Source organism: Pseudolabrys taiwanensis, assembly GCF_003367395.1.
Taxonomy (GTDB): Bacteria; Pseudomonadota; Alphaproteobacteria; order Rhizobiales; family Xanthobacteraceae; genus Pseudolabrys; species Pseudolabrys taiwanensis.
This window is the reverse complement of sequence record NZ_CP031417.1, coordinates 131590-157649: the sequence shown is the minus strand read 5'-3', so window position 1 is coordinate 157649 and position 26060 is coordinate 131590. Positions and strand designations below refer to the sequence as shown.

General features: G+C 64.8%; 28 protein-coding genes. 18 read left to right on the top strand and 10 right to left on the bottom strand.

The window, feature by feature from the left end:
- The first annotated feature begins 109 nt into the window (after window positions 1-109).
- Window positions 110-637 (top strand): SixA phosphatase family protein, encoded by a 528-nt coding sequence (locus tag DW352_RS00690; protein WP_162826689.1) that lies wholly within the window; start codon window positions 110-112, stop codon window positions 635-637.
- Window positions 638-705: 68 nt separating this feature from the next.
- Window positions 706-1131, top strand: coding sequence for a universal stress protein (locus DW352_RS00685; RefSeq protein WP_115687576.1), 426 nt, complete (start codon window positions 706-708; stop codon window positions 1129-1131).
- Between the two features lie 63 nt (window positions 1132-1194).
- On the opposite strand, the gene DW352_RS00680 is transcribed toward DW352_RS00685, so the two are convergent.
- Complete coding sequence (locus DW352_RS00680) at window positions 1195-1461, bottom strand: hypothetical protein (protein ID WP_115687574.1); 267 nt, start codon at window positions 1459-1461, stop codon at window positions 1195-1197.
- Window positions 1462-1804: 343 nt separating this feature from the next.
- Window positions 1805-2437, bottom strand: a complete 633-nt coding sequence (locus DW352_RS00675; protein ID WP_115687572.1) for a hypothetical protein — start codon at window positions 2435-2437, stop codon at window positions 1805-1807.
- 162 nt (window positions 2438-2599) lie between these two features.
- Between DW352_RS00675 and DW352_RS00670 the strand changes: the two genes are divergently transcribed.
- From DW352_RS00670 to DW352_RS00650, 5 genes are all read left to right on the top strand, one after another.
- Complete coding sequence (locus tag DW352_RS00670) at window positions 2600-4096, top strand: hypothetical protein (protein WP_115687570.1); 1497 nt, start codon at window positions 2600-2602, stop codon at window positions 4094-4096.
- Between the two features lie 168 nt (window positions 4097-4264).
- On the top strand, window positions 4265-4786 hold the full coding sequence (locus tag DW352_RS00665) for a PRC-barrel domain-containing protein (protein WP_245434275.1): 522 nt from the start codon (window positions 4265-4267) through the stop codon (window positions 4784-4786).
- A 143-nt stretch (window positions 4787-4929) separates the two neighbouring features.
- Window positions 4930-5169, top strand: a complete 240-nt coding sequence (locus DW352_RS00660; protein ID WP_115687568.1) for a hypothetical protein — start codon at window positions 4930-4932, stop codon at window positions 5167-5169.
- A gap of 156 nt (window positions 5170-5325) precedes the next feature.
- The gene (locus DW352_RS00655) at window positions 5326-6978 is read left to right on the top strand and encodes an L-lactate permease (protein WP_115687566.1); all 1653 of its coding nucleotides are present in this window, start codon (window positions 5326-5328) and stop codon (window positions 6976-6978) included.
- 111 nt (window positions 6979-7089) lie between these two features.
- The gene (locus DW352_RS00650) at window positions 7090-7845 is read left to right on the top strand and encodes a class I SAM-dependent methyltransferase (RefSeq protein ID WP_115687564.1); all 756 of its coding nucleotides are present in this window, start codon (window positions 7090-7092) and stop codon (window positions 7843-7845) included.
- A gap of 245 nt (window positions 7846-8090) precedes the next feature.
- Here the strand turns inward: DW352_RS00650 and DW352_RS00645 are convergent, their stop codons facing one another.
- Window positions 8091-8537 carry a hypothetical protein gene (locus tag DW352_RS00645; RefSeq protein WP_115687562.1) on the bottom strand — a complete coding sequence of 149 codons (447 nt, stop codon included), beginning with the start codon at window positions 8535-8537 and terminating at the stop codon, window positions 8091-8093.
- A 370-nt stretch (window positions 8538-8907) separates the two neighbouring features.
- On the opposite strand from DW352_RS00645, the gene DW352_RS00640 reads away from it, so the two are divergent.
- The 3 genes from DW352_RS00640 to hemN all read left to right on the top strand — a co-directional run bounded on the left by DW352_RS00640 (window position 8908) and on the right by hemN (window position 12002).
- The gene (locus DW352_RS00640) at window positions 8908-10296 is read left to right on the top strand and encodes a hypothetical protein (protein ID WP_115687560.1); all 1389 of its coding nucleotides are present in this window, start codon (window positions 8908-8910) and stop codon (window positions 10294-10296) included.
- Between the two features lie 168 nt (window positions 10297-10464).
- The gene (locus tag DW352_RS00635; RefSeq protein WP_115687558.1) at window positions 10465-10677 is read left to right on the top strand and encodes a ChaB family protein; all 213 of its coding nucleotides are present in this window, start codon (window positions 10465-10467) and stop codon (window positions 10675-10677) included.
- Window positions 10678-10679: 2 nt separating this feature from the next.
- Complete coding sequence (gene hemN / locus DW352_RS00630) at window positions 10680-12002, top strand: oxygen-independent coproporphyrinogen III oxidase (RefSeq protein ID WP_115687556.1); 1323 nt, start codon at window positions 10680-10682, stop codon at window positions 12000-12002.
- A gap of 13 nt (window positions 12003-12015) precedes the next feature.
- On the opposite strand, the gene DW352_RS00625 is transcribed toward hemN, so the two are convergent.
- Window positions 12016-12282, bottom strand: a complete 267-nt coding sequence (locus tag DW352_RS00625) for a DUF6455 family protein (protein ID WP_162826688.1) — start codon at window positions 12280-12282, stop codon at window positions 12016-12018.
- A 199-nt stretch (window positions 12283-12481) separates the two neighbouring features.
- On the opposite strand from DW352_RS00625, the gene DW352_RS00620 reads away from it, so the two are divergent.
- Together DW352_RS00620 and DW352_RS00615 are read left to right on the top strand one after the other, a co-directional pair.
- Entirely contained in the window at window positions 12482-12901 is a 420-nt protein-coding gene (locus DW352_RS00620; protein ID WP_162826687.1) for a hypothetical protein, read from the top strand.
- Window positions 12902-13039: 138 nt separating this feature from the next.
- Window positions 13040-13267 carry a DUF6894 family protein gene (locus DW352_RS00615; protein ID WP_115687550.1) on the top strand — a complete coding sequence of 76 codons (228 nt, stop codon included), beginning with the start codon at window positions 13040-13042 and terminating at the stop codon, window positions 13265-13267.
- A 55-nt stretch (window positions 13268-13322) separates the two neighbouring features.
- Here DW352_RS00615 and DW352_RS00610 read toward each other — a convergent pair whose 3' ends face one another.
- Together DW352_RS00610 and DW352_RS00605 are read right to left on the bottom strand one after the other, a co-directional pair.
- Window positions 13323-14495, bottom strand: coding sequence for a vWA domain-containing protein (locus tag DW352_RS00610; protein WP_115687548.1), 1173 nt, complete (start codon window positions 14493-14495; stop codon window positions 13323-13325).
- Between the two features lie 165 nt (window positions 14496-14660).
- Window positions 14661-16793: a TonB-dependent siderophore receptor gene (locus DW352_RS00605; RefSeq protein WP_245434274.1), complete on the bottom strand. Its 2133-nt coding sequence runs from the start codon at window positions 16791-16793 to the stop codon at window positions 14661-14663.
- A gap of 402 nt (window positions 16794-17195) precedes the next feature.
- Here DW352_RS00605 and DW352_RS00595 point away from each other — a divergent pair, with 402 nt between their 5' ends.
- The 4 genes from DW352_RS00595 (at window position 17196) to DW352_RS00580 (ending at window position 21334) form a co-directional block, all read left to right on the top strand.
- The gene (locus DW352_RS00595) at window positions 17196-18560 is read left to right on the top strand and encodes a hypothetical protein (RefSeq protein ID WP_245434273.1); all 1365 of its coding nucleotides are present in this window, start codon (window positions 17196-17198) and stop codon (window positions 18558-18560) included.
- A 66-nt stretch (window positions 18561-18626) separates the two neighbouring features.
- Window positions 18627-20015, top strand: a complete 1389-nt coding sequence (locus DW352_RS00590) for a hypothetical protein (protein WP_162826686.1) — start codon at window positions 18627-18629, stop codon at window positions 20013-20015.
- A gap of 43 nt (window positions 20016-20058) precedes the next feature.
- The gene (locus DW352_RS00585) at window positions 20059-20865 is read left to right on the top strand and encodes an ABC transporter substrate-binding protein (RefSeq protein ID WP_245434272.1); all 807 of its coding nucleotides are present in this window, start codon (window positions 20059-20061) and stop codon (window positions 20863-20865) included.
- A gap of 16 nt (window positions 20866-20881) precedes the next feature.
- Entirely contained in the window at window positions 20882-21334 is a 453-nt protein-coding gene (locus tag DW352_RS00580; protein ID WP_162826685.1) for an acyl-CoA thioesterase, read from the top strand.
- A 4-nt stretch (window positions 21335-21338) separates the two neighbouring features.
- On the opposite strand, the gene cobT is transcribed toward DW352_RS00580, so the two are convergent.
- A complete protein-coding gene (gene cobT, locus DW352_RS00575) occupies window positions 21339-22358 on the bottom strand; it encodes a nicotinate-nucleotide--dimethylbenzimidazole phosphoribosyltransferase (protein ID WP_115687540.1) in 1020 nt (339 codons plus the stop codon).
- A 37-nt stretch (window positions 22359-22395) separates the two neighbouring features.
- On the opposite strand from cobT, the gene cobS reads away from it, so the two are divergent.
- Entirely contained in the window at window positions 22396-23157 is a 762-nt protein-coding gene (cobS, locus tag DW352_RS00570) for an adenosylcobinamide-GDP ribazoletransferase (protein ID WP_115687538.1), read from the top strand.
- On the top strand, window positions 23154-23720 hold the full coding sequence (locus DW352_RS00565) for a histidine phosphatase family protein (protein ID WP_115687536.1): 567 nt from the start codon (window positions 23154-23156) through the stop codon (window positions 23718-23720). Before cobS ends, DW352_RS00565 begins: the two co-directional genes overlap by 4 nt.
- Here the strand turns inward: DW352_RS00565 and DW352_RS00560 are convergent.
- The 3 genes from DW352_RS00560 to DW352_RS00550 all read right to left on the bottom strand — a co-directional run bounded on the left by DW352_RS00560 (window position 23707) and on the right by DW352_RS00550 (window position 25886).
- Window positions 23707-24942, bottom strand: a complete 1236-nt coding sequence (locus DW352_RS00560; RefSeq protein ID WP_115687534.1) for an FAD-dependent oxidoreductase — start codon at window positions 24940-24942, stop codon at window positions 23707-23709. The two genes, DW352_RS00565 and DW352_RS00560, sit on opposite strands and share 14 nt — an antisense overlap.
- Before the next feature lie 162 nt (window positions 24943-25104).
- Complete coding sequence (locus tag DW352_RS00555; protein ID WP_115687532.1) at window positions 25105-25425, bottom strand: 2Fe-2S iron-sulfur cluster-binding protein; 321 nt, start codon at window positions 25423-25425, stop codon at window positions 25105-25107.
- A gap of 74 nt (window positions 25426-25499) precedes the next feature.
- Window positions 25500-25886, bottom strand: a complete 387-nt coding sequence (locus DW352_RS00550) for an Hpt domain-containing protein (protein ID WP_245434271.1) — start codon at window positions 25884-25886, stop codon at window positions 25500-25502.
- Between the last annotated feature and the right edge of the window lie 174 nt (window positions 25887-26060).

Sequence of the window (26060 nt, the reverse complement as noted above, 5' to 3'; positions counted from 1 at the left end):
GGTTCCGCCTGTGCCGCGGTGGCGCGCATGCTAGACTGCCGCGGATTCGAAATCGACGTCGTCGATACGCCCTTTCGCAACCCACCGCCACCGGCCTCGTTGAGAGACTATGCGTCGCCTTTTACTCTTTCGTCACGCCAAAGCCGAGCGCCCCGAGTTCGGCATGGACGATCTCGCCCGCGCGCTCGTCGAGCGCGGCCGCAAGGATGCCGGCCGCATCGGCGCCTTCATGGCGGCCCACGCGCTGATGCCGGATCGCGTCCTGGTGTCGCCCGCCGCGCGCACGCAGGAGAGCTGGAAATATCTGTCGGTCGCGCTCAAGCCGGCGCCCGCCGCGACCACGGTGGAGCGGCTCTATGACGCAACGCCGCACGCGATCCTGGCTGCGATCAAGGATGTGCCGGCGAGCGCGCATACTCTAATGGTCGTCGGCCACAATCCGGGCCTGCAGGAAGTGGCGCTGATGCTGATCGCCTCGGGCGACATCGAGGCGCGCGAGCGGCTGCATGAAAAGCTGCCGACCGCAGGCCTCGTGATCATCGACTTTGCTTTTGACGATTGGGGCAAATTGCATCCCGAGTCCGGCCGGCTGGAACGTTTCGTCAGTCCGAAGACGCTGGACGCTGCGGCGCATTGAGGCAGCCCCTTTTTCCCTTCTGAAAACGTGTCATGCTGGTGCCCCGCAGCGAGATGAGGGGCGCTGTCATGTACAAGAATATCCTTGTTCCGGTGGATGTCGCCGAGCCCGATCTGGCCAAGCTGGCGATCGACACCGCTTGCACGATGGCCAGAACGTCGAATGGGTCGATCCGGCTCATCAATGTGATGCCGATGACGCCGGTAATGCTGGCCGAATACGTACCGCCTGACTTCGATGCTCAACAACGTCAGACCGCGGAAGATGCGCTCAACAAACTGACAGGCAATTGCGGTCTCACACCGGGCCGGGTCTCGGCGACCGTACGGCAAGGCGGCATCTATCACGAGATTTTGGAGGAAGCCAAAGCGATCGGCGCCGATCTCATCGTCATGAGTTCGCATCGCCCGGCGATGCGCACTTACTTCCTCGGCTCGAATGCCGGACACGTGGTGCGCTACGCGCAATGTTCGGTGCTGGTGGTGCGCAACTGACGCGCACATAAGAGAAGAGGCCGCCGTCGCCGGCGGCCTCGCTCAACGTCGTGCAGTCGAGGCTTAGCTCTGGCTGCCGGCGCCGAAGTCACGCACGTTGTAGTTCGCGCCCTGCACCTGGAACGGCGCCTGCGCAAACGACTCGGTGCCGCGATACGCGCTGGGAGCGAACTGCGCATGAGCCGGGTTCGAAGCCGGGCCATTGGCATAAACGTAGGTGTTGCGCTCTTGCAGCTGCAGCGACGCCGGATCGGCATCGGCGGCGAACGCCGACGTGGCGGCCGTAACGGCAAGCACAGTGGCGGCGGCAATCTTGGTGATGGTCTTCATTGTAAATCTCCGGTGAATTCGAGTTGGGCAGGAGCAAGCTTTGTTCTTGTTCTTGCTGACGACGGATATGGGCCGGAGAGCCATCACTCTCAACCAACGTTGCAGTCACAAATGCGGACGTTTCGCTCACGGAAATGAGAGGGGACGGTGAGCATAAGAATGGAATTTCTCCAAACACACCGGATAGAAAAGCCGCATTCGCCCGCATCGCCGTGTCGCGACACAGATGCACCGTTCGTCGCAGCGTTGCGCGGGTTGTTTCGATCTTGCGCAGATCGGCACAGCAAGAATGCGCTTGTCGATCTCGACCGCGCTCAGACGTTTTCGAGGAGCGTTGGTCGCTTTACGTCTTCGGCAGCAACACGTCCGGCACCGCATCGGGCCGATACGTCCCCGGCCGATTGCGGCGGAGAAAGTTGCCGCCATGCCAGGCGAAGACCGCGAGAAAGACGGCGACGAATGCCGCGCCCGCCAAAACGTTCTGCTGCAGGCCACGCACCGCAAGGACGATGAAGGCGAGGCAGACGACGCCGAACACCGCGACCCCGGGCCAGTAGATCAAGGGGTGCGTGCCCCGCTCATAGACGATGGGCGCGCCGACCTCGCTCAGCCGCCGGTGCAAGGCTGTGACAAAGACGGCATAGCCCTGGTCCAGCCGCTCCTGCAGGAACATGCTCTTCCACGAGGTCGAGACGACCCGCAGCCGCGGTGCGCCCTCCGCCCAGATCTCGGTGACGAAGCGATAGGACTGCATATTGGCCGGCCGGTAGGACAGCCGGACCCGGCGCACCGCCTCGTAAGGGACCAGGCCGCTCCGCCGCCCCGCCGTCCACGCGATGCCCGCCGGGGTCAGCGTGAATTGCCAGGGCGCCCCGAGCAGCGACGGCCGGTAGGTGTAGGCAATTTCCCCCGCCGGCGGGGTTTCCGCCGCCGTCACGTCCGCCACGACCGTCTTATCGGCGCTGCCAGTGCGCATTCCCGCATGATTCACGCGTTAACCATGATGAAGTTCAGTAAACGTCGGACGCCGCAGCCATCGCGCCACGTGTTCCCATCGCCAAAAGTATATAATATCTTAAATCTGCACAGGTGGCATTTTCAGCGCTGTGTCGTAGGCGTACGGGTTGGAGGCCCTCCCATGGCGAAGTTGTCGGATCTCTTTGGCCGCAAGCCCGGCGAGATCGGCGCCGACAAGTTTCTGCCCCAGCCCGGCAACGGCGCCCCTCGCCCGCTATCGATGAATGTCGAGAACTTCTCCGACGTCGGCTCGCGCATCGGCGAGGAGAACGAGGCGCTGCGCGCCCTCCTGACCGACACCGGCCGCAAGATTGGCGAGCTCGACGAACTCAAGCAGACCTTCGAGCGCCTGGTGCAGCCGTTCAACTCGACGCTGCGCGCGCTCGAGCAGGAGAAATCGATCACCCTCAGCCTCTCCGGCATGTTGGACGAGGCGCGCTCGTCCTACGACACGCTGCGCACCGAATACTACCTCATCGAACGCAAGGCGACCGCGGCCGAAGCCGAAGCCAGCAAGTTGCGCGACGACCTCGAACTCGTGCGCGAAAGCAACCGCGGCCTGGAGAGCACGCAGATCGAGCTCAGCCAGGAGATCACGACCAAGCAGGCGCAGATCTCCGAGCTGGAACGTCAGCTCGCGCAGGAAAGCACGCAGCGCCGCACCGTGACCGAGAGCCGTCGCGCATTGCAGGAGCAGTACGACGCGACCGAAAGGCGCATCATGGAGTTCGAGGGCGAGCTTGCCGCCGCCCGCGAGAAGCTGGCGCTGCTCGAAGACGACAAGCGCTCGCTCCAGATCGCGGTCGATCAGGGGCTGAGCGAGATCGCCCGCCTCACCCGCCGCCTCACCGAAAGCGAGAACACGCTGACCGCGACGCGCGCGCAGTTGGGCAAAGTGGAAGCGAGCTTTGCGGAAGCCTACGCCGAGCGGGGGCGCCTCGGTAACGCGCTCGACGAGGCCAAGGAGCAGTATCAGGCCGAGCGCAACAGCCTGAACATGCGGCTCGATGCGCTGCAGTCGCGCGCCGCCACCGCCGAGCGCCTGCTCGCGGAGACGCGGCAGAATCTCATTGCCCGCACCGAGGAAGTGCGTGCCTTCGATCGCAAGTCGGTCGAGGCCACGATCGCGCGCAACAACTCGGAAAAGCGTCTGGCGCAAATCGAGGCCTCGCACGAGCAGCGCGAGCGTCAGATCCGCGATCTCGAGCAGGCGCGCGTCGCTTTGTCCGAGCGCACCAACGCGCTGACCAAGACGTTGAAGACGCGCGAGACCGCCCTCAGCCGCGCCGAAGAGAAGATCGCCGCGCTGACGGAGCGCAACGGCCATCTCGAGGCCGACATCCAGGTCAGCCGCACCAATATCGAAAAGCGCGTCGAAGATCTGAACTCGGCGCTGCAGCGCGAGCGCATGGAACGCGCCGTGGTCGAGGGCGCCCTCGAAGCCGCGCGCAAGGACAATTCGCGTCTGCAGAGCGAGGTCGCCGCGCTACGCTCGGCGCTGCGCCGCGGGGTGCCGATCGACGAGCAGCCGCTGGCGCCGCCGACCGAGGTGGCCAATGACGAGGCCGCGCCGCTCGAACACGAGCCGGTGATGAAAGAAGCGGCGGCCAAAGGCTAGGCGATTCGCCGCGTCGCCTCGACGCACCTAAACATTCGGTCATGTCGGAACGCGGGGCAAAGGTCCCGCGTTTCTATTTGGAGTGGCGCGGCTGCCGGCGGCGCCACGACGTCTGGCGTTGCCACGTGCGCGCGGACCCTTTCAGCTTAAGTCCTATGAGGAGGCACAATGATCAAGCAAACCATGACCGCTGCCGCGCTTGTTACCATGCTCGCGGCGCCGTCTTTCGCGCAACAACCCAGCACCCATGCCGCGCCTTCGGCGACGCCCGGCGCGGCGGCCACGCACAATGGCGCGGCCAAGCCCGGCTTCGTTCAGAACCAGGCGCCGCAGGATTGGCGCGGCTCCAAGCTGGTTGGCGCCAGCGTGTATGGGCCGGACAATCAGTCGATCGGTGAGATCAGTGACGTGATCGTCGACGGCACCGGCAAGGTGAAGGCTGCCGTGATCGGCGTCGGCGGTTTCCTTGGCGTCGGCCAGAAGGACGTCGCCGTCCCGTTCGATGCTCTGAGCATCACGCGCCGTCAGAACTCGGCCACGATCGACAAGATCACGGTCGCGTACACCAAGGACGACCTGAACAAGGCGCCGAAGTTCGCCTACTACGAACCGAACGGTTCGTCGCAGACCACCGGCTCCTCGTCGACCGGCACCTCCACGACCAACAGCGGTGCGGGTATGAAGCGCTAAGGCCAGCGCGCCAAGCCGACAATAAGCTGACCGAGCGCCCGGCCAATGGCCGGGCGCTTTTTTTATGAGCGGGCCCATCCATCGCCGAAGCGATGCGTTAAGAAGACGCACGCACCGCTTCTACGAACGGAAGGAGCGCCTTCATGCGTAACCTCTATGTCGTGGTACCGCTGTTCGCGCTGCTGATCGCGGCGATCTGGTTTTTAATTACCACCTGGAATCACATTGGCGGACCCGACGTGCCCGTATGGGGATGGGTCGCCATCGGTGGCGGTGTGTTCTTTTCGCTTCTGGTCGGCGGCGGCCTGATGGCCCTGCTCTTTTACAGCAGCCGCAAAGGCTACGACGATCAGGCCGCAGAAAATTTCGATAAACGTCTTTAAAAATCAAAATCATACGAAGACAGTTGCGACCTTAGTCGTATTCATTTTTCCGACGGTGATATCTGCTGCCCATAGTTGACCCCATGGGTGACCGGCGCTTTGGTCACAACCAGACGGCGCAAACAGAATGCCGTCGTGGTCTGGGGACGAAACACCATGTGGAACCAAGTCTACAACCCGTTCGGTAGTTCGGCGCTGTCGACGCTGGCCGCGGCCTTGCCGGTGGTCACGCTGCTCGTGCTCATTGCGTCCAACAAAGTCAAAGCGCACATCGCGGCGCTCATCGCTCTCGTCGTTGCCAACTTCGTCGCCATCGTTCTCTTCACGATGCCCGCCGACATGTCGTTGCGCGCGACGGTGCTCGGCGCCGTGACCGGTTTCTTTCCGATCGGCTGGATCGTGCTCAACGTGATCTTTCTTTACCGGCTCACGGTCGAGAAAGGTCTGTTCGAGACGTTGCAGAACACGATCGGCGGCGTGACGCAGGATCGCCGTCTGCAACTGCTCTTGATCGCCTTCTCCTTCGGCGCCTTCTTCGAAGGCGCCTCGGGCTTCGGCACACCCGTCGCCGTCACCGGCGCGATTCTGATCGGTCTCGGCTTCTCGCCGCTCGCCGCGTCCGGACTGTCGCTGATCGCCAACACCGCGCCGGTCGCTTACGGCGCGCTCGGCACGCCGATCGCCGGCCTCGCCAGTGTCACCGGCATCGATCCGTTCCTGCTCGGCGCCATGGTCGGCCGTCAGCTTCCGTTCTTCTCGCTGATCGTGCCGTTCTGGGTGGTGTGGGCTTTCGCCGGCTGGAAAGGCATGAAGGACGTGTGGCCCGCCATTCTGGTCACCGGCGTGTCCTTCGCCATCCCGCAATTCCTGATCTCCAACTTCATCAATCCGTGGATTGTCGATATCGGCGCGTCGCTGATCTCGATGGCCTGCCTCATCGGCTTCCTGAAGGTCTGGCAACCGAAGGTGCTGTGGCTGTCGCCGGCGTTGCGCAGCAAGGATGAATCCGCGGCCAGCGCGCCGCCGCCCAAGCCGTTGGTGACGCCGAGCCGCGCGCAAGTGTGGATGGCGCTGCTGCCCTGGATCGTGGTCTGCGTGATCCTGCTGTTGTGGGGCACCAACGCGGTCAAGAACGTGCTCAACGCCTATGCGACCTGGAACTACCAGGTGCCGGGCCTGCACAACATGATCAACAAGGTCGCGCCGGTGGTGTCGAAGCCGACGCCGGAAGGCGCGGTGTTCTCCTTCACCTGGCTGTCCTACACCGGCTCGGGCATGCTGATCGCGGCGATCATCTCCGGCTTCCTGATGGGCTTCTCGCCGGTGAAGCTGGCGGCCGAATACGGCAAGACGATCAAGGTCTGCGCCTATTCGCTCATCACCATCTCGGCGATGCTCGCGATCGGCACCCTCACCCGTTTGTCCGGCATCGACGCCACACTCGGCCTCGCCTTCGCCGGCACCGGCGTGCTGTACCCGTTCTTCGGCACGCTGCTCGGCTGGTTGGGCGTCGCGCTGACGGGGTCGGACACGTCGTCCAACATCCTGTTCGGCAACCTGCAGAAGGTCACGTCCGAACAACTGGGGCTGTCGCCGATCCTGATGGGCGCGGCGAACTCATCCGGCGGCGTCATGGGCAAGATGATCGACGCGCAGTCGATCGTGGTGGCATCGACGGCGACCAACTGGTTCGGTCACGAAGGCACGATCCTGCGCTTCGTGTTCTGGCACTCGATTACGCTGGCATGTCTGGTCGGCCTTCTGGTCATGGCGCAGGCCTACATCTTTACCGGCATGATCGTGCACTGACCGCCCTCCCTTGGGAGATCGGTGCAACTCTGCCCTGCATCGAAAGGTGCAGGGCTTTTTTTTGCCCGGCGCTATAGTCCCCGCCGTCGCAGGGCAACGTCAGGGAACGCCATGAGCAAAACCGCCGTCCAAGAGCAATTCGGCAAGACCGCCGCGCATTATCTCACCTCCAAGCCGCATGCGCAGGGCAAGAGCCTGGAGCGGCTGGTGACGCTGGCGGCGCCGCAGCAGGACTGGCGCGTGCTCGACATCGCCACCGGCGGCGGTCATGTCGCCTACACTTTCGCGCCGCATGTCGCGCGTGTCTGGGCGACCGACGTCACGCAGGAGATGCTCGATCAGGTGAAGGCGGAAGCCGGCCGGCGCGGCCTCGACAATGTGCGCGTCACTTACGCCAAGGCCGAAGCGCTGCCGTTCGAGGACGCGAGCTTCGATCTCGTCACCTGCCGTATCGCGCCGCATCATTTCGACTCGATCCCGGACTTCCTCGCCGAGGTGCACCGTGTGTTGAAGCCCGGCGGCACGTTCGCGCTGGTCGACAACGTCGTGCCCGTGGGCAGCGTTGGCGACTACATCAATGCCTTCGAGCGTCTGCGTGACCCGAGCCACTTGAGAGCCTGGACTCTCGACGAGTGGCGCGACGCGCTGAAGGCCGCGCATCTGCCGCCGACGCATGAAGAGACGCTCGACAAGAAGATGGAGTTCAAGTCCTGGGCGGCGCGTTACGACGACACGATGAAGGCGCTGCTACGCGCGATGCTGTCGCAGGTGACGCCCGACGTCGCGGCCTTCTTGAAGCCGCAGACGGAGAACGGCGATTTCGTCTTCCATCTTCGCGAGGGGCTGTTCATCGCGAAGAAGCAATAGCCGTTAACCCGCAGCCCGGATGAGCGAAGCGAAATCCGGGGCAACACATCCAGCCGTTCCCGGATTGCGCTTCGCTCTACCCGGGTTACGCAGCCCTCGAAGAATGAACGGCCGCCGCCATCCTTCGAGGCTCGTTCGCTCCGCTCACTCGCACCTCAGGATGACGGCGCAAGCGTCGTCCCCCACAAACGAAAACGCCGGCGCCTCATCGGCGCCGGCGTTCTCATGCGGCAAGGCCGCTGTATTTACTTGGTGGCGACGTGACGCTTGCGGTGCTTCTTCACCGCGACCGGCTGCTGCTCGTCCGGCGCCCACAAGATGCCTTCGTTGTAAGCCTCGTTCACCAGCCAACCGCCGACGACCGGGATCAGGCAGGAGCCGACGAGGATGTGGGCCTCGCGATAGGTCAGCGGGCGATGCATCACGGCGGTGCCGACGATCGGAGACAGCGCAGCGCAGCCGACCGTGGTGATGGCATAGGCGCCCATGCTGGTGACGCCGGCGCGGGCCGAGTCCCACTTCCAGTTCCAGTTGTTGAACGCGAAGTAAGCCGCCGTCGACGCCGCGCCGACACCGACCGCCGTGGCGCTCAGGCGCGGATCCACCTTCCGGCGTCCGCCGGCTTCGGCCGCCTGGGTCACAAACGCAAAGGCGGCCAGCGCCGCGACGAAAACTGCAAGCTTACGGTTCATTGTTGTTCTCCCCACGAGGGCTGCCTCGAATCGTCCACAATTTGTCGACCGCTTTGACTGCGAAGTCGAGCAAGGGACCTGCCGCGCCCGACTTATACACAGGCGGCCTGCGCGAAACTGACCCTCGCCCCGGTTCCATAGCACCGTGTCACAAAGGGCGTAAGCACCTGCGTCGACTATATTTTTCACTATTAACCTCTCGTTTACCCTCCTCCGTTCAGATTCTGTTAGTCAATATTAACCTGTGTGATTCGGAGTCGCTTCGGGCCGGGCGGATCGGCGCATTCGGGGATCACGTCCGATGACCAAACTGGGGGGCCTCTTCGCCCGCAAATCCGGCCTTTACGATAGGCCAGCCGAAGATCCTCCCATGTCGGCCGCCGCGGCGCAGACGCCGGCTAGCACCCTCCCCCCCGAAAATCCGCTCGAACTCGACGAAGAACTGTTCTCGACGTCGAGCGCGCAGCTCGGCGGCGAGAACGAAGAGCTCCGCAATCTTCTGATCAATGCAGCGACGAAAGTCGCCGAGCTCGAGAGCATCAAGGCCTCGGTCGATCGGCTGGTCGCGCCGGTGACCCGAACCTTGCAGGCCGTCGAGGCCGAGCGCGCCGAGAAGCTTGGCCTGCAAACCGTGCTCAACAACACGCGTCTCGCCTACGGCAAGCTTCGCACCGAAGCCGCCGAGACCGAGAGACGCGCCGCCGCCGCCGAACGCGAATGCGAGACGCTGAGCCAGGAACTCGCGGCGAGCCAATCGCTGTTGCGCAACACGGAAGCCGCTAAATCCGAAATCGCGGTCGACCTCGCGACGCGACGCGCGCAGATCGCCGACATCGAAGCGCGTCTCAATCAGGAGACCGGCGAGACGCGCATTCTGCGCGAGGAGAACAAGCGGCTCGACGAGCGGCTGATCGCCACCGAGAAGCGCATCATTGCGCTCGAAGGCGAGATCGCCACCAACCGCCAGCGGCTGATGATGGCCGAGGACGAGAAGCAGGCGCAGCAGGCGGCATTCGAGAAATCGAGCGCGGAGGGCGCCAAGCTCGCCCGCCGGCTCGCCGAGACCGAGACGGCGCTGGCCGCGACGCAAGCGCGCCTGCGCACCACCGAGGGCAATTTCGTCGAGATGAACGCCGAGCGCACCCGGCTCGTCGGCACACTCGACGAGAGCAACGAACGCCACGAGCACGAACTCTCGACCCAGCGCATGCGCTTCGAGACGTTACAGGCACGCGCGGCCGCGACCGAGAAGCTGCTGATCGAAGCACGTGAACATCTCATCGGACGCGCCGAGGAGATCCGCGAGGCCGATCGGCGCAATGCCGAACTCGCGCGCGAACGTGACACCTTGCATGCACGTGTCGCCGAATTCGAGGCTGACCGTTATGCCCGCGAAGCACAACGTCAAGAGGTCGAGCAAGCCCGCAACACGTTGATGGAGCGCAGCACCGCCCTCGCCCGCGCCTATACGGCCAAGGAAACCGCACTCACCCGCGCCGAGGAATCGATCACCTCGCTCAACGAGCGCATCATCACGCTCGAAGCGGCTCTCCTCGATCAGAAGCACGCGGCCGAACAGACGATCGAAGAGCTCAGCTCGTCGCTTCGTCGCGAGAAGATGCAGCGGGCTGTGGTCGAAGGCGCGCTCGAGACCGCGCGCAAGGACTTCTCCCGCCTGATGCGGGAAACGGCGACGCTGCGCCGCGAACAACCGCTGCCGGAGGAGCCGACGCCGCTGCATGCGGCCAACGCCGCCTGAAGCGACCGCGGCAGAGTTCGATGCAAGCGCCGGGCCTCGTGCCCGGCGCTTTTTTTTAACTTAAGCCCTCGGAACAACTCCTCTTTCTTTGATTTAGCGCAATGAGTGTCCGCTTGACGACGTTAGAGTAACTGCCGATCGCTCCGGCAGCCGCCGAAGGTTTGTTGAATGCCGTATCGTAGCAGCACCGAATTGCCGCCCTCGATCCGCTCGCATCTGCCGCCGCACGCGCAGGACATCTACCGCGAGGCTTTCAATCACGCCTACGCCGCCCATGCCGGCGAGATCGACCGCGAAAAGCGTTCGCACATGATCGCTTGGGCGGCCGTGAAACGCAGTTACGAGAAGGTGGACGAGACGTGGGTTCCTCGCCGGTCATAAGCATGTCGCTCGCGCTCGCCGAGCGCAACGTTCCCCGCTACACCTCATATCCTACCGCACCTCATTTCACCGCCGCAGTGGATGGCGACGTCTATGCGGAATGGCTGGCGGCGCTGCCGCCCACCGCAACCTTGTCGCTCTATATTCACGTCCCGTTCTGCACGGAGCTTTGCCACTATTGCGGTTGCAACACCCGCGCCGTGCGGCGGCGCGAGCCGGTCGAAACCTATGCCGAGCGCCTTCTGGAGGAGATCGAACTTCTGGACGGCCTCGTCGGGCGCAAGCTCACGCATCTGCATTGGGGCGGCGGGACGCCGTCGATCCTCGGCCCGGCCCTGCTCGAAACGATCGCCGCGAAGCTCGCCTCGCGCTTCGATCTGTCGGCGTTGAAGGAACACGCGATCGAACTCGATCCGCGCCGGCTCGATCGCGCACTGGTGCGTTCCTTACAAGCGATCGGCGTCACGCGTGCCAGCCTCGGTGTGCAGGATGCCTCCGCGCATGTGCAACAGGCGATCGGCCGCATCCAGCCGTTCGAACTTGTCGCGCGCGCCGCCGACTGGCTGCGCGCGGCCGGCATCGCCAACCTCAACATCGATCTCATGTATGGGCTGCCGACGCAGACCGTGCGCGACGTCGTCCACAGCGCGCAACTCGCGGCCGCGCTCGGCGCACAGCGTCTCGCCCTGTTCGGCTACGCGCATGTGCCGTGGTTCAAGTCGCATCAGAAACTGATTGACGAGGCCGCGCTGCCCGGCCTTGCCGAGCGGCTGCAACAGGCCGATGCCGCGGCCGAGACGCTCTGCCGCGTCGGCTATGAAGCCGTCGGCCTCGACCATTTCGCCCTGCCGGACGATGAACTCGCGATCGCCGCGCGCACCGGCACACTGCGCCGCAATTTCCAGGGTTATACCGTCGACGAAGCCGACGCGCTGATCGGCTTGGGCGCGAGCGCCATCGGCAGGCTGCCGCAGGGCTTCGTACAGAATGCGCCCGACCTCGGCGGCTACAGCCGGACGGTCGCCGACGGCCGCTTCCCCATCGTAAAGGGTCTGGCGCTCAGTGACGAAGACCGGCTGCGCGCCCACCTCATCGAACGGCTGATGTGCGATCTCGCGCTCGACCTCAATGCCGTCGAAGGCGGCGTCGGCCGCTTCGCATCCGAGCTGGCCGCTTTGGCACCGCTCGCCGACGAAGGTCTGCTGACGATCGATGGCGGCCGCATCGAGGTCACGGCGCGCGGCCGCGCTTATGTGCGGATCGCGGCGGCGGTATTCGATTCTTACCTCGCGGCCAGCCAGAAGAAGCATTCGATCGCGGTGTAATCCGCGCGGCGCCTCACGCCTTCTTCTTCGCTTGCGCTTCTCCGAAAGCCGGCGCATTCGGACAAAATGCGGGCGGTACCGCGATGGACTTGGGCGCGCGCACCAGCCAATCCGTGCAGACCTCGAACGCGTCGCAATGCTGGCAGGCATTGATGGTGAGCGCCAATTGCGACACGCCTGTCGGCCACGCGGCCGGAACCGTGCCGAGGCCGAGACGATCGGTCATCGCCGCCATGTTCGGCACATGGCTGACGCTTGCTTTCGGTGCAGCGGTAAGCATGGTCGGATCTCTCTTCTCGCGCATCATAACGAGACATTGTTCACGGATTCGCGGCGCGGGCCTTGATCCACCGCAACAGTGCTTAACGACATCCTTCGAAGCTTTGCCTTCGGGGCAGACCAATTAAGTCCCGTCCGCGCGAAACTTCGGCACGCGCTTCACGTTGCCCGCAGACAGGATGCGCAACAGGAGCACGGCGATGCGGACAGGACGGATTCTCACGACCCTTGCGGCGGCGCTGATTGCCGCGAGCGCGGGCGTCGCTTTGGCCCAATCCGGCGGTGGCGGTGCGGGTGGCGCGGGCGGTGCCGGCGCCGGCGGCATGAGCGGCGGTACCACCGGCGGCGGCATCAACGGCGGCACGGGTGTCACGCCCGGCGGCGTCGGCGGCACCAACAACGGCATCAACAACGGCCGTACCGATCTAAATGGTCAGCCTTGCGGCTCGGGAAATAACAGCCTGTCGATGAACACCAACCCGAATGCCGGCGGTGCGAGCGGCAGCGCCACCGCGCCATCGACCAATTCGACGACCGGCATGGGCACCCACTCGAATCCGAGCGGCACCAACGGCGCGACCAGCGGATCGAGCTCGGGCAGCATGGCCAGCGGCTGCTGACGCGAATAACACAGGAGTGGCTGACGTGCTTCGGTACGCCGGCCGCTTCATGTCCGGCGCCGATCGGTCCGCGTGACGGCACGCGAACGGATTGCTAGGCTTCGAGCCCGCGCCCACGAGCCGTACAGCGAGCCACCCATGCCCCGTTATTACTTCCGACTGACCGACGGCAAACAGGTATTCAACAATCACAAGGGCATCGATCTCGCGGGGCCCGCGGCCGCGCGCGAGGACGCGGTCGCCTTCGCCCGCAGCCTGGCGCAAGGCGCGGTGATGCCGGGCTTCAACTGGAGCGGCTGGCTGGTCTCGATCACCGACGAACACGGCCGGCAAGTCGACGAAGTGCCGATCGACGCGGTGGGGTAGCTCCGCGCGCTCTGCCGGACCTCGCTTCGCTCATCCGGCCGACGCCGACAAGCGCCTACCGCACCAACTCGCGCATCGCTCGGTCTAGGCCCTCCAGCGTCAGCGGATACATGCGCCCGCCCATGAGCTGGCGCATCAGCTGGATCGAGTGGGTATAGGCCCACTCCTTCTCCGGCACCGGATTGAGCCACACGCACGCCGGATAGGTGCGCGTCACGCGCTCCATCCAGGTCGCGCCGGCTTCGTCGTTGTAATGTTCGACCGAGCCGCCGGTCACCGTGATCTCGTAGGGCGACATCGAGGCGTCGCCGACGAACACCACCTTGTAGTCGTGCGGGTAAGTGTGCAGCACGTCCCAGGTCGCGGTGGTCGCCTGATAGCGGCGCTGGTTCTCCTTCCACACTTTCTCGTAGAGGCAGTTGTGGAAGTAGAAGTGCTCCATATGCTTGAATTCGGTGCGCGCCGCCGAGAACAGTTCTTCCGTCGCCTTGATGTGCCAGTCCATCGAGCCGCCGATATCGAAGAACAACAACACCTTTACCGCATTGTGCCGCTCGGGCCGCATGACGATGTCGAGATAACCTTTGTGCGCCGTACCTTGGATGGTGCCGTCGAGATCCAACTCGTCCGGCGCCCCGGTGCGCGCGAACTTGCGCAGGCGCCGCAGCGCCACTTTGATGTTGCGCGTGCCGAGCTCGACATCATCGTCGAGATCCTTGAACTCGCGCTTGTCCCACACCTTCACCGCGCGGCGGTGCGTGCTCTCGCCGCCGATGCGGATGCCTTCCGGGTTGTAGCCGCCGTTGCCGAACGGCGAGGTGCCGCCGGTGCCGATCCATTTGTTGCCGCCCTGGTGGCGGCCCTTCTGCTCGGCCAGGCGCTGCTTGAGCGTCTCCATCAGCTTGTCGAGCCCGCCCATGGCCTCGATCTGCTTTTTCTCTTCCTCGGTGAGATACTTCTCGGTGAGCTTCTTGAGCCACTCGGCCGGGATATTCGCCTCGACCGCGTCACCCATGAATTCGAGGCCTTTGAAGACGTGGCCGAACACACGGTCGAACTTGTCGAGGTTGCGCTCGTCCTTCACCAACGCGGCGCGCGAGAGATAATAGAAGTCCTCGACGCGGCGGTCGGCGAGATCGGCCTCCATCGCCTCCATCAGCGTCAGATATTCGCGCAAAGTCACCGGCACGCCGGCGGACTTCAGTTCCTGGAAGAAGGTAACGAACATTCTCGGGTGGCCTCGAGTTCACGCGGCCACCCTAGCAAATTCCCGCCGTCCGTGTCCTCTCCACCCGTCATGGCCGGGCTTGACCCGGCCATCCACGTCTTATTGCCTGGCGTAAAGTCTTGGATGCCCGGCACAAGGCCGGGCATGACGAATTCTGGGCGTCTCTCAGAACTTGTAGGTCAGACTCGCGATGACCGAACGGCGATTGCCGAAGAAGCAGTCGCCGCGCGTCAGACAGGCCGTGTAGTAGGTCTTGTCCGTCAGGTTGGTGCCGTTGACCTGGAAACGCCAGTTCTTGTTTTCCCAGGCCACCATGGCGTCGACCAACGTGTAGCCGGGCGTCTGAATGGTATCCGCGCCGTCCCAGACCGAGCCGATATAGCGCACGCCGCCACCGAGCGAGAAGCCGTCCACGCCGAGGAGCGCGAAGCGGTACTTGGCCCACAGCGACGCCTGATGTTGCGGCACCGTCTCGATGCGCTTACCGGCATTGTCGCCATCCACGATCTTGGCATCGAGGTAGGTGTAGGCGCCGATCAGGTCGACATCGCGCGCGATCGTCGCCAGCACCTCGAGTTCGGCGCCACGAATGCGCGCCCGGCCGATCTGCACCATGCCGATGCCGCTCGGATCGCTCGTGGTGCGGTTCTTCTGCGTGATATCGAACAGCGCGCCGTTGACGGCGAGGTCTTTCGAGTGACGATACTTGAACCCCACTTCGTATTGCTCGCCGCGCACCGGCTTGCAGAGTCCGCTCGGGCTGTCGTTGCACTGGCTGTTGCCATAGGCTGCCGTGCCGAATTGAGGATCGAACGACTGCGCATAGGAGACATAAGGCGTCAGGCCGAAGGGTAGTTCGTACATCAGACCCGCACGGCCAGTTACGGCTCGATCGGTCTGCTTGTCGAGACCTTCAATGTCGCTGCTCGCAGTGTCGTGGCGCAGGCCGAACACGCCGATCAACTGGCCCCAACGGATCTGGTCCTGCACGTAGAAGCCGACCTGACGCTGCACGAGGCCCGGCATTCGCATCATGTCCGGCAGCGCAATCGGATTATAGGTCGGCGAATACAGATCGAACGGCGTTGTATCGAGGGAACCGCCCGCCATGCTGCCTTCGCTCATGCGGCGGTAGTCGAGACCGACCAGAAGTTTGTGCGACACGGCGTGGGTGTCGAATTTCAACTCGGCATTGGTGTCGGAGGTGAAAGTCTTGCGATTGGCGTTCGAGAAATCGACGTAGCGCGACACCGTACGCTGCGCCGGGTCGAGGTAAGGATTGGCGGAGAAGCTGTTCGCGTAAACCGTGTTGTAGATGCCGTCGATGTCGGAGTAACGCATGTTGTGCGACACCTTCAGCCAGTCGCTGAAGCGGTGCTCGAACAGGCTGGCGATCGACCGCGTTTCCGTCTGATAGAGGTCGGTCGCCGGATCGCCGGCGAAACGGTTGCTCGGAATCTGTCCGTTCGGATTGGGGAAGATCGTGCCCGAATGCGGCATGAAGCCGGTCGAGGAACCGGTCTTGTCCTTCTGATAGGTGGCGATCACCGTCCAACTGGTCCGCTCGGTCGGACGCCAGGTGACGGCCGGCATCACCACGACCCGGTCATCCTTGACGTAATCGGTCTGATAGTCGCTGCCGCGCGCGATGCCGATGATCCGGTACAGCCACTGCCCGTCCGCGGTGATCTTGCCGGTATGGTCGGTCTGGATCTGCTTGCGGTTGAAGCTGCCGTATTGGACGCCGACTTCGTGCAGGTCCTGCGCCTGCGGACGCTTGGTGACGAGATTGAGCAGCCCGGCTGTGGTCGTGCTGCCATACAGCACCGAGGACGGGCCGCGCAGCACCTCCATACGCTCAAGCATATAGGGATCGAGCCGCTGCGAATTCCACCACGAGTTCGTGGTGCGCATGCCGTCGAGATAGACGTCGGCCGACATGCCGCGGATCTGGAACGAGTCGACGCGCGAGTCGGGGCCGTAGCTGTCGGCCATCACGCCCGGCGTATAGCGGAGCGCCTGTTGCACATTGGTGGCGCCCTGATCCCGCATCTGGTCGGCGGTGATGACGCTGATCGACTGCGGGATCTCCTGCAGCGGCGTGTCGGTTTTGGTTCCGGTTGCGCCGCGCGAAGCGTTATAGCCCTGCACCGGGCCGTAGGCGGTTTCGGAAGCGCCCTCCACCTCGATCGTCGGCAACGCCACGCTTTGCGCTTGCGCCACGACGTCCGTCGACATGACCGTCAGCGACAAGACCCCTGCACCGGCGACCGCCGGCACACGCCACATACGTTCCATTGACACCCCATCGATCTTCTTCGCGTCAGCGCATGCGGCGACGCGTTGTTTGAATCGCGGGAGAGATTGCGAAGACGACGGCGTGTTTGAAATCGAAATGAAATCACCGCGCGACGGAGTGATTTGCAGTTACGACTTTGAACAGTTCGAAGAGCGGCGGATCGAAGTCGCGCATCAATGCGATGGCTTCTCTTTGCCAATCGGAATAATTCGAAGGTTGAAAACGCGGACAATATGTCGCAATCCGCCATGCGCGCGCCGCGTGGATTTCCGGACGGCGCACGCATCAAGCGAGGACGAAAATCCCCCTGGCGCCATTGGCGCGAACGCGGCTACGATGCCGCCAAGAGCGACGAACGACGAGAACGACGGAAGTCGTCGAAGAGCCGGGGGATATTCACCGTGAGCCTGCGCGACCGCGCCAGCTGGGCGTTGGTGATCTTTTTGTCTGTTGCGATATTGATCGCACCGGCTATCTGGAACGGCTTTCCTCTCCTCCAATGGGACACCGGCGGCTATCTCGCCCGCACCTACGAAAGCGTGCTGGTGCCGAGCCGGCCGGTCGCCTACGGCCTCATTCTGCGCGCCGGCGTGCCGTTCGACTTCTGGCCGGTGTTGATCCTGCAATCCTTGCTCACCGTATGGATCGTGGCGCTCACCTTGCGCACGCAAGGGCTGGGCGGACGTCCCTGGCTGCTGGCTGGCGTTATCGCCACCCTGTCCGCGCTGACCACCCTGCCCTGGCTCACCTCGATCCTGCTGACCGATATCTTCTGCGTCCTCAGCGTGCTCGCGCTGCATTTGCTGGTCACGCAGTCGGAACAATTAAGCCGCGGCGAACGTCTCGGGCTCGTTGCCCTGATTGCCGTCAGTGCGGCGACGCACAGCGCCACCTTCGCTGTCCTCGCGGCGTTGCTGGTGGCAGCAGCCGCCGTCCGTTTGTTGCCGCGCGTCGGCTTCAAGGCGCGCATCGCGCCCGGCATTGCCGCGCTCGCCCTCGGCGCTGCGCTGGTGTTCGCGACAAACTTCATCATCGTCAAACGGCTGACCTGGACTCCGGGCGGGCCTTCGATCGCCTTTGGGCGCATGCTCCAGGATGGCATCGTCAATAAATATCTCGACGAACATTGTCCCGATCGCCATCTCACTTTGTGCACCTATAAGGACCAACTGCCGCGCGACGCCGATGTCTGGTTCTGGGGCAATGCGCTGTTCGACAAGCTCGGGCGCTTTTCGGGGCTCGACCGTGAGATGGGCGAGATCGCATGGCGTGCGCTGCTCGAATATCCCGGCTTGCAGATCGAGACCGCGTTGAGCGCCACCGCCCGCCAACTCGTTGCCGTCCACTCCGGCGAGGGCGTGCTCAACACCATCTGGCATACTTACGCGATCATCGAGCGCTACGCGCCGCAACTCGCGCCGGCGATGCACGCCGCGCGTCAGCAGCGCAACGGCATTTCGTTTACCGCGCTCAACGAGCTGCATTATCCCGTGGCACTGCTGTCCATGGCCCTGCTGCCTTTGTTGATCGGCATGGCCTGGCGCGGCCGGCTGCCGGACGAACTCGGCCGTCTGGCGACCACTTGCACCTTGGCGCTGCTCGCCAATGCTTTCGTCTGCGGTGTGTTGTCCAACCCGCACGACCGCTACGGCGCGCGCCTGGTCTGGCTGGCGGCGTTTGTCGGCGTCATCGCCGTGGCGCGGGCGGTAGAAGAGCTGCGGCGCGAGATGCCCCCTGCCACCGCCCAAGCGTCGCTGCTGAACTAAATTCCGCCGCAAGCGTTGCCGAGCTTGGTATAAGTCTGGTGCCGGGACGGCGCGACGGGGCTGAGCATGACAGATATGGCGGTAGCCCGGACGGGCGCGGTTGAGCTTCCGCGCCCGGCGCAGAGGGCAGCCTGGCTGGTAGCCATTGCCGGCATGTTGTTCGTATTGCTGGGGCCGGCGCTGTGGAACGGCTTCCCGCTCATTTTTCCGGACACAGGCGGTTATCTGACCCGTCCGATCGAAGGCATGCCCACGCTCGGGCGCTCCGCGCTATACGGCTGGTTTCTGTACCTCGCCATGCCGCTGGCGTTTTGGCCGGTCATCGTGGCGCAAGCCGCGGCCACCGCATGGATCATCGTGCTGACGCTGCGCTGCCATGGCCTGGGCGGACGGCCGTGGCTTGCGCTTGGTATCGCCACCGCCTTGTCCGTGCTCACCAGCCTGCCCTGGTTCGCGGCGCAATTGATGCCGGACATTCTGTTTCCCCTCGCCGTTCTGGCCCTGCATCTCCTCCTCTTCCGCACAATCGAACTCACCACCGCCGAACGGTGTGGCCTTGGCGCGCTCATTGCGATCGCGATCGCCTCGCATATGGCGGCGCTCGCGCTTTGCCTCGGCTTACTCGTGGCTCTCCGTTTGCTTGCCTTCGTCACATCGCTCGGCCTACCGCCGGTACGGCTGCGCGACGGCGCCATTGCGGTGACAGGCGGCATCGCGCTGTGCCTTGCCTCGAGCGCAGCCATCACCGGCGTCGTCGGCTTCACCCCTGGCGGCACCAGCTTTCTGTTCGGCCGCCTCATCGAATACGGCGTTGCGCAGCGCTACCTGCACGAACACTGTCCGGACCCCGCGTTACGTTTGTGCGCCTATGCACGGCATATGCCGGTGAGCGCCGACGACTGGCTGTGGGCCAATGACACGCCGTTCTACAAGCTCGGCGGCGTCGAGGGCTTCGAGCCGGAGGAAAAACACATCATCCTGGAAACGCTCAAGCTCTATCCGATGATGCATCTGAGAACGGCGCTGGACGCCACGTTCGAGCAGCTCACGAGCTTCCAGACCGAAATCAGCCTCGATGATAACGACCCGACCTTCGACGCCATCCGCGATCATGCCCCGAGCCTCCTGCCCGTCTACCAGGGCGCGCGTCAGCAGACGCAGGGCTTCGATGTCGCAACGCTCAATCTTGTGCATGTGCCCGCGGCGGCGTTGGCGATTGCCGCCATCATCGTGGCAGTCGCGGCACGGCGGCGCTTAAATATCCCGCCGGAAATTCTTGCGCTGTGCGTCGTGGCGTTGACCGCCCTTCTCGTCAACGCTGCAATCTGCGGCGTGTTCTCGCATCCGGTCGACCGCTATCAGAGCCGGCTGGTGGTGCTGGCGCCGTTGGCACTGGCGATGCTCGCCGCATACCGGCGCCGCGCGCCGCCGCGCTTGGAAGCCGCCGCCGTCTGACCTAATCTCCGCCGCCACAGAAACGGCCCTCCGGGAGAAACCTTTGTCACTGGTCCATCAGCTGAGCCTGCTCGCCGCCACCACATTGGCGCTCGCCGTTCCCGTTGCCGCGCAGCCCGTGCCTGACGAGGCGCGCAAGGAACTGGCGCCGACAGGAACGTTGCGCGCCGCCATCAATCTCGGCAACGGCGTGCTCGCGCAAAAGGACGAGAAGACCGGCGAACCGAAAGGGGTCACCCCCGAGCTTGCGCGCGCGCTCGGCAAACGCCTCGGCGTGCCGGTTCAGCTCGTCGTCTATGAGGCGGCCGGCAAGGTGTTCGACGGCGCGAGCAAGAACGAATGGGACATCGCCTTCGTCGCCATCGAGCCGGTGCGCGCGAGCGTGATCGAATTCACCGCGCCCTACGTCCTCATCGAAGGCGTGTACATGGTGCCGACGGACTCGCCGATCAAATCGCTTGCCGACGTCGACAAAGCGGGCAATCGCATCGCTGTCGGCCTCAAGTCGGCCTACGACCTCTTCCTTACGCGTACGATCAAGAACGCCACCATCGTCCGCGCCGCGACCGGCGGCAGCCGCGCCATGATCGATCTGTTTCGCGCCGAGAAACTCGAGGTCGTCGCCGGCGTGCGCCAGCCGCTCGCCGACTACGCCAAGGACCATGCCGACGTGCGCATGATCGACGAGCCGTTCATGCAGATCGAGCAGGCCATGGGGACGCCGAAAGGCCGGCTCAAGGGCGTCGCCTATCTGCGCACCTTCATCGAGGAGATGAAGGCCTCCGGCTTCGTTGCCGATGCGCTCAAGCGCAGCGGGCAGAACGCCGCCGTCGCCCCCGCCGCCAAGTAATTTCGCGACAGACACCATGACCGAACAGACCGCGGCGCGGCCGAAGAAACCCGCGCCGATCCTTGCCGACTATCCGCATCAGGTGACCGAGATCCTCCGCTACGGCGATATGGACCCGCAGGGCCATGTCAACAACGCGGTGTTCGCGACCTATTTCGAGTCGGGCCGCGTCGCGATGTTCCGCGATCCGGATCTCGGCATCGGTGTGCCGAACGCCACCTTCGTGCTGGTGCGCCAGGAGATCGACTTTCTGCGCGAACTGCGCTGGCCGGGCACCGTCGTCGTCGGCACCGCGCTGGCCGAATTCGGGCGCAGCTCGTTCATCGTCACGCAGGCGCTGTTCCGCGAAGAGGAATGCACGGCCGCCGGCCGCGCGACCTTGGTGATGATGGATACGACGACGCGCCGCGCGCGGCCGCTGCCGCCGGAGATCGTCGCCAAGCTGTCGCAATGGAAGTATCGCGGCTGACGGCTTAAGGCCCCGACCGCTCCGCGACACCAGCCTCGGCAAACGTCGCCATGCCGGCGTGACAGGCGACGGCGGCACGCAGCAGCAAGATTGCGGCGGCCGCGCCTGAGGCTTCGCCGAGGCGCATGCCGAGATCGAGCAGCGGATTGAGCTTCATCGCCGCGAGCAAGGCGCGATGGCCCGCCTCCGCCGAGACGTGCGCGGCCTGACAATGTGAAAGCGCATCGGCATTCAGCTTCAGAAGCGGCAGCACGGCCGCTGTGCAAACGAAGCCATCGAGCAGAACGGGAATGCCGTGCCGCCGCGCCGCCACGGTCGCGCCCAATATTGCGGCGAGTTCGCGTCCGCCGAGGGACATTGCCACCGCCAGCGGATCGCCGAGCACCGCGCGATGCCGCGCCAAGGCCATGTCCACCACTTCCTGTTTCAGCCGCAAGCCGTCATCGCCGATACCGGCGCCGCGTCCAACCCAAGAAGCCGCATCGCCGCCAAGTAGCGCGGCGGCTATGGCAGCCGCCGCCGTCGTATTGCCGATACCCATCTCGCCAAGCGCCAAGAGCGCGCACCGCGCCGGCACGGCGTCGTAGCCCGCATTCACCGCATCGAGGAACTGCGCCACGTCCATCGCCGGCGCGCCCGTGAAATCCGCGGTCGGCCTGTCGAGATCGAGCGGCACCACCGTCAGCTTCGCTTGCGCGAGCGTGGCGAGTTGGTTGATCGCCGCGCCGCCGCGCGCGTAGTTCGCGACCATCTGCGCCGTCACGGCCGCGGGATAAGGCGACACGCCTTGCGCCGTGACGCCGTGGTTACCGGCAAAGACGATGACGCTGACGTCGTCCAGGCGCGGCACCGCCTGGCCCTGCCAGCGCGCCAGCCACACCGCGAGCGCTTCGAGTTGACCGAGGCTTCCCGTCGGCTTCGTCAATTGGTCCTGACGCGCCGCGGCGGCGGCGGCACTCGTCTCATTGCCAGCCGGCAAATCACGACAAGCGCTGCGGATGTCGTCTAGACTGCGAAATTGCACGCGAATCTTCCCCGATGTGACGGCGGGACTATCTACCATGAACGAGTGGCTCGACGACTTTCGTGTCGCCGTGGCGATGCTGACACGCATTCCGATGCCCCATCCGGATGGCGCATCGCCGGATAATTTCGTGCGCGCGCAACGCCTGATGCCGCTCGTCGGCGCCGGCGTTGGCGCCGTCATCGGGTTGGCGTTCTGGGGTCTGCATGCCGCGGGCTTGCCGGCCCTGGCCGCGGCGGCGCTCGCGCTCGGCGCCGGCATGTGGCTCACCGGCGGCTTTCACGAGGACGGCCTCGCCGATTTGGCCGACGGCTTCGGCGGCGGCCGCGACAAGGCCGCCAAGCTCGAGATCATGCGCGACAGCCGCATCGGCACCTACGGCACGCTGATCCTGATCGTCGCCTGCGTCAGCAAAGTCGCCGCGCTCGCAAGCTTGCCGAATGCCACGGCGTTGACCGGCCTCATCGCCGCGCACGCGCTGTCGCGCGGCTTCCTACCGGCGGTCGCGTTGTATCTGCCGCCGGCCCGCAGCGACGGCCTCGGTGCCAGCGCCGGACGCCCCGATGCAACCATTGCCACCGTCGCGGCGGCACTCGCCGTCGTCATTGCGCTCGTCTGCCTGCCGTTCGCAACCGCCGTTCCGGCCATCGTCGGCGCCATCGCAGCCGTCTGCGCCGTCGCATGGATCGCGTGGCGCCAGATCGGCGGCTACACCGGCGACGTGCTCGGCGGCGCGCAGCAAGTGGCGGAAACCGCCGTGCTATTGCTTGTCGCCGCGCGCATGGGCATTGCTTCATGAGCGCCGAGCAGCGCTTCTGGTTGATCCGGCACGCGCCGGTCGCGCGGCCGCACGGCATCATCCACGATGCCGACGCACCGGCCGATCTGAGCAACAGCACAGCCTTGGCGGTGGTGCGCGAACGCCTGCCGAAAGCGCTCGCGGTCTTTGCCAGCCCAGCGCGCCGGACCATGGAAACCGCCACCGCGCTCGGCCTGACGCCGACACCGGAGCCGCGCCTGCGCGAACAGAACTTCGGCGTCTGGACAGGCCGCCGCCATACCGAGATCGAAGCCGAGCTCGGTCCCGCCTACGCCGACTTCTGGCGCAGGCCCGCCACCAACCGGCCGCCCGGCGGCGAAAGCTTCGACGATCAGATCGCGCGCGTGCGGGATTGTCTGCCGGCCTTGCCCACGGGCGACGTCGCGCTGGTCATCCACTCTGGTACGATCCGCGCCATCCTTGCCATCGCGCTCGATCTGCCGGCGGAGAACGCGTTGCGCTTCGTCATCGATCCACTGTCGTTGACGCAGATCGACCGCCTTGACCAGGGCTGGCGTGTCCGCACCGTCAATGTGACGTGAGAGCAGCCTCAGGCGTATGCACGTGCTCGGGCCTGACGCCCATGCCGATGAGGCGCGCGGGAATCCGGCGCAACAGCGGGAACCAATTGAACAACTTGGCGGCAAACGGCGCCCGCGGCCGCGCTGTCGTGTTGAGCGCCGAGGTGATCACTTTGTTCTGGATGAACACCTGCAGGCGCTGCGTGACACGTACCGCGAATTCGCGGCGCTCCTGCACTCTGTGCAAGTCCGCTTCGCCCACCGTCTTATCGCGCAACGGCTGCCAGAGAATGTTCGCCGCCGCGACCGCATCCTGGATCGCCAAATTGATGCCGACGCCGCCGACCGGCGACATCGCATGCGCCGCGTCGCCGATGCAGAGCAGTCCGGGCTTATGCCAGCGCGGCAGACGATCGACGGCGACCGTCAACAGCTTCACGTCGTCCCAAGTCGCGATCTCGCCGATGCGGTCTTCGACGAACGGCGACATGCCGACGACGGTCGCGCGGAAGGCATCTAGCCCGCGCGTCTTCACTGCGTCGAATCCACCCTTCGCAATGACATAGGCGCATTGCCAGTAGTCGCCGCGGTCGAGCATGATCATCATGCGGCTCGCTTCGATATGGCCGAACGTCTCCGCCGTATCGCCCTGCTTGCGCGAGAGGCGGAACCAGAGAATGTCCATCGGCGCGCCGATGCTGTCGACGGCGAAGCCGGCGGCCTCGCGCAAGGTCGAGTGGCGGCCGTCGCAGGCGACCGTCAGATCGGCGCGGATTTCGATGTCGCCCTCGGGCGTATGCGCGCGCACGCCCGCGACACGACCACCTTCCTCGATGAGCCCCGTCGCTTGCGCGCGCATACGCAGATCGAACGTCGGATAACGTTTGCCCTGCGCGGCGAGGAAATCGAGGAAGTCCCATTGCGGCATCAGCGCCACGAAGCGGCAATGCGTCGGCAAGTGGGTGAAGTCGGCGATGGTGACGTGCGTGTCGCCGATCTGGCCGGAAAGACGATCGACGCGCGAATGCGGCAGCTTGAGGAATTCGTCGATCAGCCCGAGCTCGTGCATCAATTCGAGCGTCGAGGGATGAATGGTGTCGCCGCGAAAGTCGCGGAGGAAGTCGGCGTGCTTCTCGAGCACGACAACCGGTACGCCGGCACGCGCCAGGAGAAAGCCCAGCATCATGCCGGCCGGGCCGCCGCCGGCAATGCAGCAGGTGGTGGAAACGACCGGCGCGCTCATGACGACCTCTCCCCATCACCCCGAGGTGGCCGCGCGTAGCACGGCCCTCCAGAGGCGACGGCCAAGGCGCGGCACCGCGTGGCAACTCATCGGCCGCCATCCTTCGAGGCTCGCTATCGCTCGCACCTCAGGATGACGGAACCAAGACTGTAGCGCGAAGCCTTAAGCCTGCCGCTCCGGCGTGCGCACGACGAGACCATCGATCTCGTCGGTGACCTTGATCTGGCACGACAGGCGCGAATTCTCGCGCACGTCATAACCGAAATCGAGCATGTCCTCTTCCATCGGCGAGGGACCGCCGACCTTCTCGCGCCAGGCCTCGTCGACATAGACGTGACAGGTCGCGCAGGCGCAGGCGCCACCGCACTCGGCCTCGATGCCCGGAATGTTGTTGCGGATCGCGGTCTCCATCACGGTGGAGCCCAGGTCGGCATCGACGGTACGCGCGGTATCGCCGAAATCAATGAAGGTGATCTTTGGCATAAGAACAGTTGGGAGGAAGGACCCGGCCGGAATTGGCGGGCCGAGGTCCCTATATAGGCAATCTGGCGGGCGCGCTATCCCTTCCCGCCCGCGCCGTCCACGGCTAACAGCACGGCGATGTGCGCGCGCGCCCCGGCAATCGCAACCCCAAGGCGCGCGATGGCCTCTCTGAGTGCGGCGGGATCGCGCGCCTGCTCCACCGCCCCTGCCGCCTCCGCGACGGCAAAGGCGCCGACACCCAGGGCCGAACCCTTGAGCGTATGGGCCAGGGCGCCCACCGAGGCCATGTCCGCCGTCTGCATGCGCGGCAGCAGCACAGCGGCCTGCTGGTCGAACAAGACCAGCAGTTCCCGTTCGAGCTGCTGATCCCCGAAGGTCAGCCGCGATAGGTGCTCACGATCGATGCCCGCGTCGGACACGGCCGCCGGTGCCTCCAACATCTTCGGTGCAGCTTGCGCCATGACTTATCCCCCACTGTCTTTTGGCGTCCCGAGTGTCGCCGCGAGAAGCGTAAAGCGAGGTAAATAAGCCCGTACCTCCCGTCCCGCCGGTTAAGCCGCCCGTAACCGCGTGAGCGGCCGGCCGCCCTGCGGCCGTATCCTAGCCGCATTTCAGCCGCCATGATTGCCGCAGAA

Excerpts from the sequence above, each read along its gene's own strand:
- DW352_RS00690 (WP_162826689.1), top strand. The coding sequence starts at position 110 with ATGCGTCGCCTTTTACTCTTTCGTCACGCCAAAGCCGAGCGCCCCGAG.
- DW352_RS00685 (WP_115687576.1), top strand. The coding sequence starts at position 706 with ATGTACAAGAATATCCTTGTTCCGGTGGATGTCGCCGAGCCCGATCTG.
- DW352_RS00680 (WP_115687574.1), bottom strand. The coding sequence starts at position 1,461 with ATGAAGACCATCACCAAGATTGCCGCCGCCACTGTGCTTGCCGTTACG.
- DW352_RS00675 (WP_115687572.1), bottom strand. The coding sequence starts at position 2,437 with ATGCGCACTGGCAGCGCCGATAAGACGGTCGTGGCGGACGTGACGGCG.
- DW352_RS00670 (WP_115687570.1), top strand. The coding sequence starts at position 2,600 with ATGGCGAAGTTGTCGGATCTCTTTGGCCGCAAGCCCGGCGAGATCGGC.
- DW352_RS00665 (WP_245434275.1), top strand. The coding sequence starts at position 4,265 with ATGATCAAGCAAACCATGACCGCTGCCGCGCTTGTTACCATGCTCGCG.
- DW352_RS00660 (WP_115687568.1), top strand. The coding sequence starts at position 4,930 with ATGCGTAACCTCTATGTCGTGGTACCGCTGTTCGCGCTGCTGATCGCG.
- DW352_RS00655 (WP_115687566.1), top strand. The coding sequence starts at position 5,326 with ATGTGGAACCAAGTCTACAACCCGTTCGGTAGTTCGGCGCTGTCGACG.
- DW352_RS00650 (WP_115687564.1), top strand. The coding sequence starts at position 7,090 with ATGAGCAAAACCGCCGTCCAAGAGCAATTCGGCAAGACCGCCGCGCAT.
- DW352_RS00645 (WP_115687562.1), bottom strand. The coding sequence starts at position 8,537 with ATGAACCGTAAGCTTGCAGTTTTCGTCGCGGCGCTGGCCGCCTTTGCG.
- DW352_RS00640 (WP_115687560.1), top strand. The coding sequence starts at position 8,908 with ATGTCGGCCGCCGCGGCGCAGACGCCGGCTAGCACCCTCCCCCCCGAA.
- DW352_RS00635 (WP_115687558.1), top strand. The coding sequence starts at position 10,465 with ATGCCGTATCGTAGCAGCACCGAATTGCCGCCCTCGATCCGCTCGCAT.
- hemN (WP_115687556.1), top strand. The coding sequence starts at position 10,680 with ATGTCGCTCGCGCTCGCCGAGCGCAACGTTCCCCGCTACACCTCATAT.
- DW352_RS00625 (WP_162826688.1), bottom strand. The coding sequence starts at position 12,282 with ATGCTTACCGCTGCACCGAAAGCAAGCGTCAGCCATGTGCCGAACATG.
- DW352_RS00620 (WP_162826687.1), top strand. The coding sequence starts at position 12,482 with ATGCGGACAGGACGGATTCTCACGACCCTTGCGGCGGCGCTGATTGCC.
- DW352_RS00615 (WP_115687550.1), top strand. The coding sequence starts at position 13,040 with ATGCCCCGTTATTACTTCCGACTGACCGACGGCAAACAGGTATTCAAC.
- DW352_RS00610 (WP_115687548.1), bottom strand. The coding sequence starts at position 14,495 with ATGTTCGTTACCTTCTTCCAGGAACTGAAGTCCGCCGGCGTGCCGGTG.
- DW352_RS00605 (WP_245434274.1), bottom strand. The coding sequence starts at position 16,793 with ATGGAACGTATGTGGCGTGTGCCGGCGGTCGCCGGTGCAGGGGTCTTG.
- DW352_RS00590 (WP_162826686.1), top strand. The coding sequence starts at position 18,627 with ATGACAGATATGGCGGTAGCCCGGACGGGCGCGGTTGAGCTTCCGCGC.
- DW352_RS00580 (WP_162826685.1), top strand. The coding sequence starts at position 20,882 with ATGACCGAACAGACCGCGGCGCGGCCGAAGAAACCCGCGCCGATCCTT.
- cobS (WP_115687538.1), top strand. The coding sequence starts at position 22,396 with ATGAACGAGTGGCTCGACGACTTTCGTGTCGCCGTGGCGATGCTGACA.
- DW352_RS00565 (WP_115687536.1), top strand. The coding sequence starts at position 23,154 with ATGAGCGCCGAGCAGCGCTTCTGGTTGATCCGGCACGCGCCGGTCGCG.
- DW352_RS00560 (WP_115687534.1), bottom strand. The coding sequence starts at position 24,942 with ATGAGCGCGCCGGTCGTTTCCACCACCTGCTGCATTGCCGGCGGCGGC.
- DW352_RS00555 (WP_115687532.1), bottom strand. The coding sequence starts at position 25,425 with ATGCCAAAGATCACCTTCATTGATTTCGGCGATACCGCGCGTACCGTC.
- DW352_RS00550 (WP_245434271.1), bottom strand. The coding sequence starts at position 25,886 with ATGGCGCAAGCTGCACCGAAGATGTTGGAGGCACCGGCGGCCGTGTCC.